Annotated in this window: 15 protein-coding genes; 4 read left to right on the top strand and 11 right to left on the bottom strand. The window is 72.8% G+C overall.

Translation table 11 applies throughout. From position 1 onward, the window contains the following. Positions 1-64: 64 nt before the first annotated feature. Positions 65-361: a co-chaperone GroES gene (gene groES, locus ACNQOV_RS10095; protein WP_017885484.1), complete on the bottom strand. Its 297-nt coding sequence runs from the start codon at positions 359-361 to the stop codon at positions 65-67. A gap of 162 nt (positions 362-523) precedes the next feature. On the opposite strand from groES, the gene ACNQOV_RS10090 reads away from it, so the two are divergent. Further along, a complete protein-coding gene (locus ACNQOV_RS10090) occupies positions 524-1729 on the top strand; it encodes a THUMP-like domain-containing protein (protein WP_416394383.1) in 1206 nt (401 codons plus the stop codon). Positions 1730-1897: 168 nt separating this feature from the next. Here the strand turns inward: ACNQOV_RS10090 and ACNQOV_RS10085 are convergent, their stop codons facing one another. The 4 genes from ACNQOV_RS10085 to tsaB all read right to left on the bottom strand — a co-directional run bounded on the left by ACNQOV_RS10085 (position 1898) and on the right by tsaB (position 5075). Then, on the bottom strand, positions 1898-2713 hold the full coding sequence (locus tag ACNQOV_RS10085) for a DUF4190 domain-containing protein (RefSeq protein WP_416394382.1): 816 nt from the start codon (positions 2711-2713) through the stop codon (positions 1898-1900). A 121-nt stretch (positions 2714-2834) separates the two neighbouring features. Then, positions 2835-3884, bottom strand: a complete 1050-nt coding sequence (gene tsaD, locus ACNQOV_RS10080) for a tRNA (adenosine(37)-N6)-threonylcarbamoyltransferase complex transferase subunit TsaD (RefSeq protein WP_416394381.1) — start codon at positions 3882-3884, stop codon at positions 2835-2837. Next, on the bottom strand, positions 3877-4452 hold the full coding sequence (rimI, locus tag ACNQOV_RS10075) for a ribosomal protein S18-alanine N-acetyltransferase (RefSeq protein WP_416394380.1): 576 nt from the start codon (positions 4450-4452) through the stop codon (positions 3877-3879). Before rimI ends, tsaD begins: the two co-directional genes overlap by 8 nt. Continuing rightward, positions 4449-5075 (bottom strand): tRNA (adenosine(37)-N6)-threonylcarbamoyltransferase complex dimerization subunit type 1 TsaB, encoded by a 627-nt coding sequence (gene tsaB, locus ACNQOV_RS10070; RefSeq protein ID WP_416394379.1) that lies wholly within the window; start codon positions 5073-5075, stop codon positions 4449-4451. The genes rimI and tsaB overlap by 4 nt, the downstream gene beginning before the upstream one ends. An 84-nt stretch (positions 5076-5159) precedes the next feature. Here tsaB and ACNQOV_RS10065 point away from each other — a divergent pair, with 84 nt between their 5' ends. Continuing rightward, positions 5160-5888 (top strand): alpha/beta hydrolase, encoded by a 729-nt coding sequence (locus tag ACNQOV_RS10065; RefSeq protein ID WP_416394378.1) that lies wholly within the window; start codon positions 5160-5162, stop codon positions 5886-5888. On the opposite strand, the gene ACNQOV_RS10060 is transcribed toward ACNQOV_RS10065, so the two are convergent. The 6 genes from ACNQOV_RS10060 to glmS all read right to left on the bottom strand — a co-directional run bounded on the left by ACNQOV_RS10060 (position 5854) and on the right by glmS (position 11554). After that, positions 5854-6453: an NAD(P)H-dependent oxidoreductase gene (locus ACNQOV_RS10060; RefSeq protein WP_416394377.1), complete on the bottom strand. Its 600-nt coding sequence runs from the start codon at positions 6451-6453 to the stop codon at positions 5854-5856. The genes ACNQOV_RS10065 and ACNQOV_RS10060 overlap by 35 nt on opposite strands. A gap of 102 nt (positions 6454-6555) precedes the next feature. Further along, entirely contained in the window at positions 6556-7065 is a 510-nt protein-coding gene (gene tsaE, locus ACNQOV_RS10055; protein WP_416394376.1) for a tRNA (adenosine(37)-N6)-threonylcarbamoyltransferase complex ATPase subunit type 1 TsaE, read from the bottom strand. Then, a complete protein-coding gene (gene alr, locus ACNQOV_RS10050; protein ID WP_031260913.1) occupies positions 7062-8222 on the bottom strand; it encodes an alanine racemase in 1161 nt (386 codons plus the stop codon). The genes tsaE and alr (ACNQOV_RS10050) overlap by 4 nt, the downstream gene beginning before the upstream one ends. After that, positions 8219-9322, bottom strand: coding sequence for an alanine racemase (gene alr / locus ACNQOV_RS10045; protein ID WP_416394375.1), 1104 nt, complete (start codon positions 9320-9322; stop codon positions 8219-8221). The genes alr (ACNQOV_RS10050) and alr (ACNQOV_RS10045) overlap by 4 nt, the downstream gene beginning before the upstream one ends. Further along, positions 9319-9699 (bottom strand): holo-ACP synthase, encoded by a 381-nt coding sequence (locus tag ACNQOV_RS10040; protein WP_416394374.1) that lies wholly within the window; start codon positions 9697-9699, stop codon positions 9319-9321. The genes alr (ACNQOV_RS10045) and ACNQOV_RS10040 overlap by 4 nt, the downstream gene beginning before the upstream one ends. A 7-nt stretch (positions 9700-9706) precedes the next feature. Continuing rightward, complete coding sequence (glmS, locus tag ACNQOV_RS10035) at positions 9707-11554, bottom strand: glutamine--fructose-6-phosphate transaminase (isomerizing) (protein WP_402266761.1); 1848 nt, start codon at positions 11552-11554, stop codon at positions 9707-9709. A 70-nt stretch (positions 11555-11624) separates the two neighbouring features. On the opposite strand from glmS, the gene ACNQOV_RS10030 reads away from it, so the two are divergent. Next, positions 11625-12110, top strand: a complete 486-nt coding sequence (locus ACNQOV_RS10030; protein WP_022905344.1) for a glutathione peroxidase — start codon at positions 11625-11627, stop codon at positions 12108-12110. 105 nt (positions 12111-12215) lie between these two features. Continuing rightward, the gene (gene coaA, locus ACNQOV_RS10025) at positions 12216-13160 is read left to right on the top strand and encodes a type I pantothenate kinase (protein WP_416394373.1); all 945 of its coding nucleotides are present in this window, start codon (positions 12216-12218) and stop codon (positions 13158-13160) included. Positions 13161-13203: the final 43 nt, after the last annotated feature.

Genomic DNA, 13203 nt, shown 5'->3' with positions numbered 1-13203 from the left:
GCCCGGAACGCGAGAACGCCCCGCCGGCCGGAGCCGAACGGGGCGTTCGCGATGTGTACTGGACTCAGTGCACGATGACCGCGAGGACGTCGCGGGCAGAGAGGACGAGGAGGTCCTCGCCCGAGTACTTGACCTCGGTGCCGCCGTACTTCGAGTAGATGACCTTGTCACCCACGGCGACGTCGAGCGGGACGCGGTTGCCGTTGTCGTCGATACGACCCGGGCCCACGGCGACGACCTCGCCCTCCTGGGGCTTCTCCTTCGCGGTGTCCGGGATGACCAGACCGGAAGCGGTGGTCTGCTCCGCCTCGACCTGGCGGATGACGATGCGATCCTCGAGCGGCTTGATGCTGACGGCCACGGTGACCTCTTCTTTCTCGGTACTGACTCGGTACAGATGGGAACCGTGCTGGCACTACGCGCAGGAGAGTGCCAACGGCCCAACTCTAGGGCGTCGTTGGCACTCGGTCAATCCGAGTGCCAACGTCCTGCCGGGCTCTCGGCGACCTGGGAGGATCGTCGGGTGGAAGCCGCCGATCTCGCCCAGTTGCTGACCCCCGAGGGGATGGCCCTGCTCGACCGTACCCCGGCCGTGTCCGACGGTGGTGAGATCGTCCGTGTCGTCTCCCGACTGCGGTCCGAGGGACACGACCCGGGCCTCGTCGCGGCGGTCCTCACGCAGGCGAAGCTCCGGCAGAAGGCCCGCGGGAAGTTCGGCGACTTCGCCTCCCGGATGCTCTTCACCGAGGCCGGGCTCGAGCAGGCGACCCGGCTGCAGGTCGCCGCCCAGCACGCCGGACGCTTCGCCGCCGCCGGGCTGCGGCGCGTCGCGGACCTCGGCTGCGGCATCGGCGGCGACGCGATGGCGATGGCGGCGCTCGACCTCGAGGTCACCGCGGTCGACCGCGACGAGGTCACCGCAGCCGTCGCCACCCACAACCTCTCGCTCTGGGACTCCGCCCGGGTGGAGCTCGGCGACGCCGCCGGGTTCGACCTCACCCGCGTGGACGGCGTCTGGATGGACCCGGCCAGGCGGACCTCCGGCCACACGAACACGAAGCGGCTCGCGGACCCGGACGACTGGTCCCCGTCGCTCGACACCGTGTTCGCCGCCGCGACGACCACCCCGACGGGCGTGAAGCTCGGGCCCGGCGTCGACCGTGACCTCATCCCGGACACCGCCGAGGCGCAGTGGACCTCGGTGGACCGCGAGGTCGTCGAGCTCGCCCTCTGGTTCGGCCCCCTCGCCCGCCCGGGGATCCGCCGCGCCGCGACCGTCATCGGTCCGCACGGGATCGCGGAGCTGACCGGCGAGGCGGACGCTCCGGACGCGTCGGTCGGACCGCTCGGCGCGTACCTCTACGAACCCGACGGTGCGGTCATCCGCGCACGGCTGATCGGGGACCTCGCCCGGTCGATCGACGGTCGCATGCTCTCCGAGGGCATCGCGTACGTCAGCTCCGACCAGGCCGTCTCGACCCCGTTCGCCCAGGGGTTCCGGGTGAAGGGCGTCCTGCCGCTCGACGTGAAGCAGCTCGCCGCACGGCTCGCCGCCGACGGCGTCGGCACGGTCGAGATCAAGAAGCGCGGCGTCGACGTCGACCCGGCGCAGTTCCGGAAGCGGCTGCGGCTGCGGGGCGGCAGCGGTCGCGTGACCCTGGTGCTCACCCGCCTGGAGGGACGGCACACCGCGATCCTGTGCGAGCGGCTCGGCGAGACGGCCGGGTAGGCCGCGGGGCGGGGCGGGGCCGGCCCCGCGTGCGGGCTCGGCCCGGCGCGCGGGCTCGGCCCGGCGTGCGGCGCTCGCCGTGCCGCGCGGGCCGCACAACGAAAGTCACCCCGAACCACGGATCGCCGTGGTTCGGGGTGACTTCGGTTGTGCGAGCTGCGGCCCGCGTCAGCCGATGAAGGCGCCGGAGTCGTAGCCGGAGTAGTCCGAGTACCGCGAGGACCCGAAGCCCGTCGCGACGAGGATGATCACCACGAGGATCCAGATCCCGGTGACGACCCAGCCCGCGATGACACCGGTCAACGCCAGCCCGCGGCCGCGTTCACCGCTCGTCTTGAGCTTGCCGAGGGCGATGTGGCCGAGGATCGCACCGGTCGGGCCCAGCAGGATGCCGATGAACCAGAAGAACGGCAACGCACCGGCGAGGCCGAAGACGATCGCGAGCACGGACAGCGTGTTCACCTTCGGCCGCTGCGCGTAGGGCTGGTAGCCCGTCGAGGCGTAGGCGTACGGGTTCTGCTGCCCCGCGGAGGCGTAGGGGTTCTGCTGACCGGGGGCCGCGTACGGGTTGTGCTGGCCGGGGGCCGCGTACGGGTTCTGCTGCCCAGGCGCCGCGTACGGGTTCTGCTGCCCAGGCGCCGCGAACGGGTTCTGCTGGCTCGGGGCCGCGTACGGGTTCTGCTGACCGGGCGCCGCGTAGGGGTTCTGGTGGCCCGGCGCCGCGTACGGGTTCTGGTGGCCCGGCGCCGCGTACGGGTTCTGCTGACCGGGGGCCGCGTACGGGTTCTGCGGGGCACCCGAGCCCGGCTGCCCCTGCGGCTGTGCCGGCGCGCCGTACGGGTTCTGCGGTGCCGCCGTCCCCTCGGACGCACCCTGGCCCGACGTGCCCGGCCCGGACTCCGGGTGGGCCGCACTCGACGGGGACGAGGACGCACCGCCGTCCGGCGTCTCGCCCGGCTTCGGCCACTGGTTCTGATCGGACACCGTCCACCCCTCTCGGGCGCGTCGTTCGTCGGCGCCCTTCGTGAATCCTCCCACAGACACCCGTCCGGAGCCCGGGCGGGACCCCGCGCGTCAGCGGCGGACCGGTGGGGTGACGTGTGTGTCAGACCTGGACGGTCGTCACCGGCAGCGTGGAGTCGGCCGCGATCCCGAGGTCGCTCGGCGCGTGCCCCTCGGCGACGAGCCGGGCGCCGACCGCGGCGATCATCGCGCCGTTGTCGGTGCAGAGGTCGAACGGCGGGATCCGGAGGGCGACCCCGGCCCGAGCGCAGCGCTCCTCGGCGACGGCCCGCAGCCGGGCGTTCGCCACGACGCCCCCGCCGAGCAGGAGCCGGTGCACCCCGGTGTCCTCGCACGCGCGCAGCGCCTTCGTGAGGAGCACGTCGACGACGGCCTCGCGGAAGCTGGCGGCGACGTCCGCGACCGGGACCTCGCGCCCCTCGTCGCGGCACCGCTCGACCCACCGCGCGACGGCGGTCTTGAGCCCGGAGAACGAGAAGTCGTACCGGTGCGCGGCCATGTCCTTCGGCAGCGTGAGCCCGCGGGGGAACCGGATCGCGGTGGGGTCGCCGCCCGCCGCCGCCCGGTCGATCTGCGGCCCACCCGGGTACGGCAGTCCCAGGAGCCGCGCGACCTTGTCGAACGCCTCACCGGCGGCGTCGTCGATCGTCTCGCCGAGGAGCTCCACGTCCCCGACGAGGTCGTTCACGAGCAGCAGCGACGTGTGCCCGCCCGACACCAGGAGCGCCACCGTCGGCAGGTCGATCTCCGAGCCGTCCGACCGCAGCACGTCGGCGCCGACGTGTCCGACCAGGTGGTTGACGCCGTACAGCGGCTTGCCCGTCGCCACCGCGAGGGCCTTGGCCGCGCCGACCCCGACCATGAGTGCGCCGGCGAGCCCGGGGCCCGCGGTGACCGCGACGGCGTCGATCTCGTCCAGGGTGACCCCGGCCTGCTCGAGCGCGGCCGAGAGCGTCGGCGTCATCGCCTCGAGGTGCGCCCGTGCGGCGACCTCGGGCACGACCCCGCCGTAGCGCGCGTGCTCCTCCATGCTCGACGCGATGACGTTCGCGAGCAGGGTGGTGCCCCGCACGATCCCGACGCCGGTCTCGTCACAGCTCGTCTCGATGCCGAGCACGAGGGGTTCAGCCATCGAGGGCCTCCTGTCCGATGGGGCCGACGCCCGACGCGGGCGTGCCGGAGGTGCCGGGCGTGCGGGGTGTGGCGGGGTCGTCCGGAGCGGTCGGGCGGAGTGCCGCCCGCATCACCCACGCGTCGACGCCGTCCGGCTGGTAGTAGCGCGGCCGCACCGCGATCCGTTCGAACCCGAACGCGGTGTACATCGCCTGGGCGACGGGGTTGTCGGCCCGCACCTCGAGGAAGACCTCGTGCACACCGCGCCGCCGTGCCTCGTCGAGGAGCTCGGTGAAGAGCACGCGGCCGATGCCCTTCCCCCGCTGGTCCGCGGCGACCGCGATCGTCTGGACGTCCGCGACGGGGTTGCCGGCGAGGGACGAGAGCCCGGCGTACCCGACGATCGTCGGTGCCCCGTCGTCGGTCGTCTCGACGACGACGTAGTGCCCGTGCGGCGAGTACAGCTCGCCGGACATCTGCGACGCCGACCACGCGTCGGTCGGGAACGACGCGTGCTCCAACCACATCACGTCGTCGAGGTCCTGCGGGTGCGCGCGCCGGAGGCGCAGCCCGTCGGGCAGCGTCACTGCTTCACCCGCTTGGGCGCACCCGGCATCGTCACGTCCGGATCGCGCAGGTATCGGGGCGTGTCGTCCGCGAAGGGCGTGCCGGAGGCGAGCCGGTCCGCGGCGAGCGCACCGAGCCTCCAGGCCGGGATGGACCGGGCGGTGACCCGGTCCCAGTCGACCGCGTCGGGCCGGGAGGCGCGGATCGCCTCGTCGAGGTCCGCCGGCTTGGCGAGTCCCGGCCCCGCGACGCGCGTGCCGGTCTGGTCGTAGGCGCTCCAGTAGACCTCGCGCCGACGCGCGTCCGTCAGGACGACGAAGGGCCCGGGGCGGTCCTGGTCGGCGGCGACCGCGTCGTGGCTGACCAGCGGGAGGAGGGGGACGCCGCGTGCCGCGGCGAAGGTGCGCGCAGCCGCGATGCCGACGCGGAGGCCGGTGAACGGCCCCGGCCCCATCCCGGCGACCACGCCGGTGACGTCCGCCGGGGTGACCTCGGCCTCGGTCAGGACCTCGGCGAGGAACGGGCCGATGACCTCGGCGTGGCGGCGGCTGTCCTCGGTGCCCCGGGTCGCGAGGGGTCGACCGGTGGCCGGGTCGACCAGGGCGACGGACGTTCCGGCGGAGGTGTCGATCGCGAGCAGCACCCGTCCATCGTAGGCGTGCTGCCGCAGTGCCGCTGTGGGCGAACGGCTGCACGTGCCGAGCCGCGCGGTCGTAGCGTCGCCGCCATGGAACTGCTCTTCGTGCACGGTGCCCTCGTCCGCGACGGCGGCTGGTGGTGGCGTCCGACCGGGGACCTCCTGCTCCAGCGCGCCGGGATCCGCAGCCGGGCCGTGGCACTCCCCAGCTGCGGCGAGGGACGAGCACCGGCGGGCACCTCGGGGCTCGTCGCCGACGCCGCAGCGCTCCGCGCAGCACTCGACGACGTGGACGACCCCGAGGGTGCGGTCGTCGTCGGGCACTCGTACGGCGGCACGGTGATCGCCGAGGCCGGACCCCACCCGGCGGTCTCACGGCTGGTGTTCGTGTCCTCCTACCTGCCCGACGTCGGCACGGCGCAGGGCACGATCACGGCCGACGAGCCGGACCCGGTGTCGATCGGCGACGCGGGCGACGGCCGCCTCGCCGTCAGCGGGTACGACGCGTCGTCGTTCGGCGCCCGGTTCCTGCAGGACGCGGACACCAGCGTGCAACGGGCCGCGTGGACCCGGGTGACCCCGCAGGACGCGACGTCGTTCGTGACGCCGACCTCGGCCGCGGGGTGGCAGGGCGTCGACTCGACGTACCTCGTCTGCACGGACGACCGGAGCACCACGGTCGGACTCCAACGGCACCACGCCGCCCGCGCGACCCGATCGGTGGACGTACCCACCGGGCACCACCCGTTCACCACCCGACCCGACCTGGTCGCGGAGCAGGTGCTCAGTCCCGGGAGCGGTCGACGATCGATCGGCTGACCGCTCCGACGGCCGCGGCGACGGCCTGCGCGCGGACCGTCGCGTCCTCGTGTTCCGAGTCGTGCACGAACACGGTGACACCGCGCCGTGCGCCGCAGAAGTCGACGATCCCGTGCTCGATCTGGGTGCGGAGCGCTGCGCGGTAGCCGTGCCGGTCCCACACTCCGGCGTCGTCACCGGCGACCGGGACGAGGTGGATCGTGAGCCGCCCGAGGGTGCGGCGGAGCCCGCCGTCGGGATCGACGTCGAACGCCCAGCCGTTCACGAACACGCGGTCGATCCAGCCCTTGAGGAGCGCCGGGACGGACCACCACCAGACCGGGAACACGAGGACGAGGTCGGTGGCCCGGTCGATGCGCTGCTGCTCGGCGACGACGTCGTGAGGAGCACCCACACCCGTGCGGTACGTCTGCCGGTCGGCGAGCGTGAACCGTGGGTCGAAGCCCTCCGCAGCGAGGTCAGCGGTCTCGACGGACCCCTCGGGCAGGGCGGCCCGGAGTTCCTCCGCGACGTGGTGGGTCAACGAGTCGGGGTCGGGGTGGGCGGTCACGATGAGCGTCGGCACACTGCATCCTCGCGACGCCGGCTGGACGGCAGCAGGGGCACACCGGTCGACGTCGGCGCCGGGACCCCGTGTCGACGGCGAGCCGGTCGCGGGGCACCGGGGTCAGAGGGCGACGCCGTCCCAACGGGGACCGGTCGCGGTGACGACGACCCGGCGGGGCTCGTCGGGGACGTCGTCCGGGTCGAGGTCGTCCGGACCGGGGGCCTCGCCGGCACCGGTCGCGCGGACGATCTCGACGTCGAGGATGCTGTCGGAGACGCCGTCGACGAACCCGCGGCCCCACTCCACGACCACGATCGAGGCGTCCCAGTCGAGGTCGAGGTCGTCGAGCTCGACCGGGTCGGACAGCCGGTACGCGTCGACGTGCACCAGGTCCGGGCCGGCGGTGGTCGGGTGGGTCCGGGCGAGGACGAACGTCGGGCTCGACACCTGCCCGCGGGCGCCGAGCGCCGCGCCGAGCCCCCGGGTCATGGTGGTCTTGCCGGCACCGAGCGGACCGGTCAGCACGACAAGGTCGCCGGCGCGGAGGACGGCCGCGAGTCGGGCGCCGAGTGCACCCATCTCCTCGGTGGTCCGGGCCGTGGTGTCGAGCAGCACGCGGGGCTCGGTCACCGTTCGCCCCGCAGGTACTCGGCAACGTGGCCCTCGACCCGGTGCCCCTCGTACACCCGGGGCACGCGCGTGCCGATCCGGCAGACGATCTCCTCGCCGATGGTGCCGAGCGCCTCGCCCCACTCGAGGACCGTCATCTCGTCGTGCTCGCCCGTGCCGAACAGGACGACGGTGTCGCCGACCTGCACGTCGTCGTCGCCGACGTCGACGAGGAACTGGTCCATCGCGACGCGACCGGCGATCGGGTAGCGCGTGCCGCCGATGGCGACCTCGACACGCCCCTGCGCGAGCCTCGGGACGCCGTCGGCGTACCCGACGGGCACGAGGGCGAGGGTCGTCTCGGCGGTGGTCCGGTACGTGTAGTCGTACGAGACCCCGGTGTCGACGGGGACCCGCTTGGTCTTCGCCACCGAGGCGGTCAGCGTCATCACGGGCTCGAGCCCGAGGTCGGCCGCCGAGACACCGTCGGCCCCGGGGATGCCGAACAGGTTCGCACCCATCCGGACCATGTCCTTGCGGAACTCCTTGCGCTCGAGTCCGGCGAGCGAGGCGGCAACGTGCTCGGTCGGGATGTCGAGCCCGAGGTCCTCGGCCTGCTCGACCGCGGTGTCGAAGAGCGCGACGGCCGCGGCGTCCTCGTCGTCGGAGGACTCGGCGAGGTGCGTGTACGCGGCGACGACCTCGATGCGTCCGTCCCGCTGGGCGTCGCGGGCGAGGGTCACGAGTGCGGGCCAGTCGTCGGGCGTCGAGCCGTCGCGGTGCAGGCCGGAGTCGAACCCGAGGTGCACCCGGGCCGGTCGGTGGTCGACGGCGTCGATCACGCGCTGCAGCTCGGGGACGTTCGAGACGCCGAGGTCCACCGCCGAGTCGATCGCGTCGCGGAAGTCCAGCGCGGGGTCGTGCTGCCACGTGAAGAGGTGCACGTCCTCGCCGACGCCGATCGACCGCAGGCGCAGGGCCGCCGGGACGGTGAGCACGCCGATCCACCGGATGCCGGCGTCCACCGCGGCGAGCGCGATCGGCTCGAGGCCGTGCCCGTAGGCGTCGGCCTTCATGATCGCCATGAGCTCGACGGGGTCCATCCACTCGCGGACGAGGTCGAGGTTGGCGCGGTAGGCGTCGAGGTCGATCTCGGCCCGGCGCAGCGGCGCGTTCACGACGTCCTCCGTTCGACGCTGCGGCCGACCCGGGCGACCACCTCGTAGTTGATCGTGCCGGCTGCCTCGGCCCAGTCCTCGACCGCCGGGTCGCCGTTCGCCGGGTCGCCCCAGAGCACGGCCTCGTCGCCGACGCGGACGTCGGCGTCGCCGATGTCGACGTGCATGGCGTTCATCGCCACGCGACCGACCACCGGGAACGTCCGGTCGCCGATCCGCACCGAGACGTGGTTGCCGAAGGCGCGGTCGAAACCGTCGGCGTACCCGAGGCCGATCACCGCGAGCCGCGTGTCGGTCGTCGCACGCCAGGTGTACCCGTAGCTGACGCCTTCGCCCGCGCGCACCGGCACCGTCCGGAGCACCGCGGCGGTCACGCGCATCGCGGGACGCAGCCCGAGGTCGGCCGCGGTGCGGTCCGGGAACGGGCTGAGTCCGTACAGCGCGAGGCCCACCCGTGCGACGTCGTGCCGGGTCTCCGCGACGGCGATGCTCGCGGCGCTGGCGGCGAGGTGCACCATGTCGGGCACGATGCCGTTCGCGGCGAGTCCGCCGAGCGCCCGCTGGAGCGCCGCGTCCTGGTCGAGGTCGTCCGCGCGTGAGGCGTTCGACAGGTGCGACATCAGGCCCTCGACCCGCGTGCGCGAACCGCTGCGGGCCAGTCGCCCGGCCGTCTCGAAGAGCTCGGGCCACTCGGACTCGACCGCGCCGTTGCGACTCAGACCGGTGTCGACGCACACGTGCACCGCGGGGACCTCGGAGTCCGCGGCCGCAGCGAGCTGCGAGACGCTGGAGACGGCCGGCGTGATGCCGTACCGGGCGGCGCGCCGGAAGTCCTCGTCGGGGGCGTGCAGCCAGGCGAGGATCCGGACGCCCTCGTCGATGCCCGCGTGCCGGAGGGCGATCCCCTCGTCGATGTCGGCGACGCCGAGCCACTCCGCGCCGGCGTCCACGAACGCCCGCGCGGACTCCGCTGCGCCGTGGCCGTAGCCGTTGGCCTTGACGACGGCGATGACGCCGGACGGTGCCACCTGTTCGGCGACGCGACCGTAGTTGGCGATCAGCGCCTCCCGGTCGACCGTGATCCCGGTGAACGCGCTCACGCGGACTCCCCTGTTCCTTCGAGGACCACGAACGCCGTCGCGATCCCACCGTCGTGCGAGAGCGAGAGGTGGACCGAGCCGACCCTGCGCCGGTCCGCGACCCGCTGTGCGTCCTGGTGCAGCGTCAGCGACGGGTTCCGCTGGTCGTCGGAGACGACCTCGAGGTCCTGCCAGCTCAGTCCCGCACTCGACCCGAACGCCTTGATCACGGCTTCCTTCGCCGCGAACCGGGCCGCCAGCGACGCGATCGGCCGCGGTTCCCCGTCGCGCACGAGCTCCGACGGGGTGAAGAGCCGCGTGCGCATCGCGGGCGTGCGGTCGAGCACCCGCTCGAACCGTTCCAGGTCGACCACGTCGACCCCGATGCCGATGATCATCGCGCGACTACTCGACGGTGACCGACTTCGCCAGGTTGCGGGGCTGGTCGACGTCGAGTCCCTTGGCCGCGGCGAGCTCCATGCCGAACATGTGCAGCGGCGCGACGGCGAGCAGCGGCTCGAACAGCGGCGTCGCGAGCGGGATCCGCAGGACCTCGTCAGCGAAGGGCAGTACGGCGGCGTCGCCCTCTTCGGCGATCGCGATCACCCGGGCGCCGCGAGCGCGGATCTCCTGGATGTTCGAGACGACCTTGGGGTGCAGCGACCGCGGGTCGCGCGGCGACGGCACGATGACGAAGACGATCTGGCCCGGCTCGATGAGGGCGATCGGGCCGTGCTTCAGCTCGCCGGCGGCGAAGCCCTCGGCGTGGATGTACGCGAGCTCCTTGAGCTTCAGCGCACCCTCGAGCGCGATCGGGTACCCGACGTGGCGCCCGAGGAAGAGGACGCTGCGGGTGTCGGCCATCCATCGGGCGAGGTCCTTGATGCCGGACGCGTCGTCGATGGTCTGCTGCAGCTTCGGGGCGAGCCCCTCGAGCTCGGCGACCTGCTCGGCGATCTGCTCGGCCGTCAGGGTGCCGCGCAGCGTGGCGAGGTGCAGCCCGAGCAGGTACAGCGCGACGCCCTGGGCGATGAACGCCTTCGTCGACGCGACGGCGACCTCGGGACCGGCGTGCGTGTAGATCACGGCGTCGGACTCGCGCGGGATGGTCGCGCCCTGGGTGTTGCAGATCGACAGGACCTGGGCGCCCTGCTCACGCGCGTACTTGACGGCCATGAGCGTGTCCATGGTCTCGCCGGACTGGCTGATCGAGACGACCAGGGTGCGGTCGTCGAGCACCGGGTCGCGGTAGCGGAACTCGTGCGCGAGCTCGACCTCGACCGGGACGCGGGCCCACTGCTCGATCGCGTACTTGCCGAGGATGCCGGCGTAGGCCGCGGTCCCGCAGGCGATGACGATGACCCGGTCGACCTGCGCGAGGCGGTCGGCGATCGGGTCGAGGTCGGTCAGCGTCACGGCACCGTCGTGCACCCGGCCGAGGATCGTCTTCGCGACGGCCTCGGGCTCCTCGCTGATCTCCTTCGCCATGAACGAGGTCCAGCCGCCCTTGTCGGCCGCCGAGGCGTCCCAGTTCACCTCGAACTCGCTCGGCGTCGCCGGGGTGCCGTCGAAGTGGATGACGTCGACGCCGTCGGGACGGATCGTGGCGATCTCGTCCTGCCCGATCGCGAGGGCGCGCTGCGTGTAGGCGACGAACGCCGCGACGTCGGAGCCCATGAAGTTCTCGCCGTCGCCGAGGCCGACCACGAGCGGGGAGTTCCGCCGGGCGCCGACGACGACACCGGGCTGGTCGGCGTGCACGACGAGGAGCGTGAAGGCGCCCTCGAGCCGCTGCACGGCCTGCTGCATGGCGGTGGTCAGGTCGCCGGTCTCACGGAAGGAGCGGGCGACGAGGTGCGCCGCGACCTCGGAGTCGGTCTCGCTGAGGAACGTGACGCCCTCGGCCTGGAGCTCGGCGCGGAGCTCGGAGAAGTTCTCGATGATGCCGTTGTGGATGAGGGCGAGCTTGCCGCCGTCGGCCAGGTGCGGGTGCGCGTTGCCGTCGGTCGGGCCACCGTGCGTCGCCCAGCGGGTGTGGCCGATGCCGGTCCCGCCGTCCGCGATCGGGTGCGACGCGAGCTCGTCCACGAGGGCCTGGAGCTTGCCCGCCTTCTTCGCGGACGCGAGCTCGTGCGACCCGTCCACGACGGCGATGCCCGCCGAGTCGTAGCCGCGGTACTCGAGCCGACGGAGACCACCGAGGAGGACGTCCTGGCTGCTGTTGCTGCCGACGTAGCCGACGATTCCACACATGGGGACGATCCTACGGTCTGCCTGAGCGACGACCCTGCGAAGGAGCAGGGCTGGGGATAACGTTTGGGACATGGGACGCTTCGACGACATCGCGATCACGACTCTCCACGGCGAGGACACCACGTTCGGTGCCTTCGCTGACAAGGCGGTGCTGGTCGTGAACGTCGCGTCCCGGTGCGGTCTCGCGCCGCAGTACGAGCAGCTCGAGGCACTCCAGAAGGAGTACGGTCCCCGCGGCTTCACCGTCCTCGGCTTCCCGAGCAACCAGTTCCTGCAGGAGCTCGGCACGTCCGAGGCCATCGACGAGTACTGCTCCACCACGTGGGGCGTCACCTTCCCGATGTCCGAGAAGGTCAAGGTGAACGGCAAGAACGCCCACCCGCTCTACCAGGCCCTCAAGGAGACCCCGGACGCCGACGGCAAGGCCGGCCGGGTGTCGTGGAACTTCGAGAAGTTCCTGGTCGCCCCGGACGGCACCGTCACGCGCTTCCGTCCCACCACGAAGCCGGACGCCCCCGAGGTCGTCGCCGCCATCGAGGCGGCCCTCCCCGCCTGACGGGTCGCGTCCCACGGACGCACACCGGACGTCGGACGGGAGGCGCGGATCACGTGAGCCGGTCGGCACACGTGATCCGCGCCTCCCGTCTGTACGCTCGTCCCCATGCCGATCACGGAAACCACCGTCGCGCACCCGACCCCCTTCGTGGAGATCCCGCGGCGCGAGTGGTCGCAGCTCGCACCGAGGGAGCACCTCTCCCTCACCGAGACCGAGATCGTGCAGCTGCGCGGCCTCGGTGACCGCCTCGACATGCAGGAGGTGCAGGAGGTCTACCTCCCGCTCTCCCGCCTGCTGACCCTGTACGCGGCCGGAGCCCGGGACCTGCACGCGTCGACGTCGGCGTTCCTGGGCGACCGCGCCGGGCGGACCCCGTTCGTGATCGGCGTCGCCGGCTCGGTGGCCGTGGGGAAGTCCACCGTCGCCCGCCTGCTCCGCGAGCTGACGAAGCGCTGGCCGGACACCCCCCGCGTCGAGCTCGTCACGACCGACGGCTTCCTGTACCCGAACGCCGAGCTCGAGCGGCGCGGCATCATGGACCGCAAGGGCTTCCCGGAGTCCTACGACCGCCGCGCCCTGCTGCGCTTCGTCAGCCAGGTGAAGAGCGGCGCCGCTGAGGTCCGCGCGCCGTACTACTCGCACCTCGTGTACGACATCGTGCCGGACGCCGAGATCGTCGTGCGACAGCCGGACATCCTCATCGTCGAGGGCCTCAACGTGCTCGCGCCGCCGGTGCACGGGCGGCTGGCGTTGTCCGACCTGTTCGACTTCACGATCTACGTCGACGCGAAGACCAAGGACATCGAGGCCTGGTACGTCGACCGGTTCCTCGCCCTGCAGGAAGAGGCCTTCGCGAGTCCAGACTCGTTCTTCCACCGGTTCGCCTCGCTCTCGCGCGAGGACGCGGTGCGGACGGCGACCGAGGTGTGGCGGGCGATCAACGAGCCGAACCTCGTCGAGAACGTCTTGCCGACGCGCTCCCGGGCGACCCTCGTGCTGAAGAAGGCGGCCGACCACAAGGTGAGTTCGGTGCTCCTCCGTAAGATCTGACGCGCGGGGGCGGCCGGGCGCGGCGCCGGGCGCGGCGCCGGGC

Source organism: Curtobacterium sp. LFS084 (genome assembly GCF_047977705.1).
Classification (GTDB): domain Bacteria; phylum Actinomycetota; class Actinomycetes; order Actinomycetales; family Microbacteriaceae; genus Curtobacterium.
Note: the sequence above shows the minus strand (reverse complement) of the source record. Positions and strands in the feature narration are given on the sequence as shown.

Excerpts from the sequence above, each read along its gene's own strand:
- tsaD (WP_416394381.1), bottom strand. The coding sequence starts at position 3,884 with ATGGCTGAACCCCTCGTGCTCGGCATCGAGACGAGCTGTGACGAGACC.
- ACNQOV_RS10065 (WP_416394378.1), top strand. The coding sequence starts at position 5,160 with ATGGAACTGCTCTTCGTGCACGGTGCCCTCGTCCGCGACGGCGGCTGG.
- ACNQOV_RS10040 (WP_416394374.1), bottom strand. The coding sequence starts at position 9,699 with ATGATCATCGGCATCGGGGTCGACGTGGTCGACCTGGAACGGTTCGAG.
- glmS (WP_402266761.1), bottom strand. The coding sequence starts at position 11,554 with ATGTGTGGAATCGTCGGCTACGTCGGCAGCAACAGCAGCCAGGACGTC.
- ACNQOV_RS10030 (WP_022905344.1), top strand. The coding sequence starts at position 11,625 with ATGGGACGCTTCGACGACATCGCGATCACGACTCTCCACGGCGAGGAC.
- coaA (WP_416394373.1), top strand. The coding sequence starts at position 12,216 with ATGCCGATCACGGAAACCACCGTCGCGCACCCGACCCCCTTCGTGGAG.